The organism is Legionella tunisiensis (assembly GCF_000308315.1).
Lineage (GTDB): Bacteria > Pseudomonadota > Gammaproteobacteria > Legionellales > Legionellaceae > Tatlockia > Tatlockia tunisiensis.
Map to the genome: position 1 here is coordinate 1 of NZ_CALJ01000322.1, position 1,211 is coordinate 1,211.

Sequence of the window (1,211 nt, forward strand, 5' to 3'; positions counted from 1 at the left end):
AAAATACATGGCGACATTGCCAATTTGGAAATTGATCATTTTTCGTGTAAAGCCTTATTGCCTTTAACGTTTATGAATCATAGCGGTTTAGCAACCAAGGAAACGTCACAGTTTTATCGCATTAAGCCTGATGAAATTCTAATCGTCCATGACGAATTGGCTCTCCCAGCTGGGCGCATAAAACTCAAAACTGGCGGTGGGCATGGAGGACACAACGGCCTACGCGATCTGATTGCACATCTGGGTAGCGCAGATTTCCATCGTTTACGGGTAGGGATTGGCCATCCTGGTCATAAGGATATGGTTTTGAATTATGTACTGGGCAAACCCTCCCAGCAGGATAGACAATTAATATTTGACGCTCTGGAAAGAGGTTTTGAGGTCATACCGGCTATATTGGCTGGCCAACTGGCAACCGCCATGAATACCTTAAATGGTTAATCAAAGTCAACTTTATAAATAACAAATAAGGTATACTACCGGATAAACGCATAGAAACATATTACTACGTTCTGCGCTTTATGCCTGAAGGATCTCTCAGACATAAAACGCGGTAAATAGACTATTGACGAATTTTGTGAGGGTATATTATGGGATTCAAATGTGGAATAGTTGGGTTACCTAATGTGGGTAAATCAACTTTGTTCAATGCATTAACCAAAGCAGGTATTGAAGCGGCAAACTATCCCTTTTGTACGATTGAGCCTAATGTTGGAATTGTTACTGTACCCGATCCACGCCTCGATGCACTAAGCGAAATTGTTAAACCCCAACAAGTCGTACCTACTACCATGCAGTTTGTTGACATCGCCGGACTGGTTAAAGGAGCAGCAAGTGGAGAAGGTCTTGGTAACCAATTCCTCGCCAATATCCGTGAAACAGACGCCATTGCCCATGTTGTCCGTTGTTTTGATAATTCCGATGTGGTTCATGTTGAGGGGCGCATCGATCCTCTCAGTGACATCGAAGTCATTAATACAGAATTAGCGTTGGCTGATATGGACAGCGTAGAAAAGGCACTGAATAAAGCAAGTAAAAACAGTAAAAGCGGCAATAAGGAAGCTCTTTTTGAAAAACAAACGCTTGAAAAAATCAAAGCGCATTTGGATGAAGGTTTCCCAGTGCGGACCCTGGTACTCACACCAGAAGAAGAATTATTCAGTCGACGCTTATTCTTGTTGACTGCCAAACCCGTACTCTATATCGCCAAT

General features: G+C 42.6%; 2 protein-coding genes. Both read left to right on the forward strand.

Going from position 1 to position 1,211, the window contains the following annotated elements; translation table 11 throughout:
• Nucleotides 1-441 (forward strand): aminoacyl-tRNA hydrolase (pth, locus tag BN58_RS27585; protein WP_019218295.1); only part of this gene is annotated, 441 nt, incomplete at its 5' end.
• A gap of 149 nt (nucleotides 442-590) precedes the next feature.
• Nucleotides 591-1,211: redox-regulated ATPase YchF (ychF, locus tag BN58_RS19655; RefSeq protein WP_019218296.1), on the forward strand; the 621-nt coding region annotated here is incomplete at its 3' end.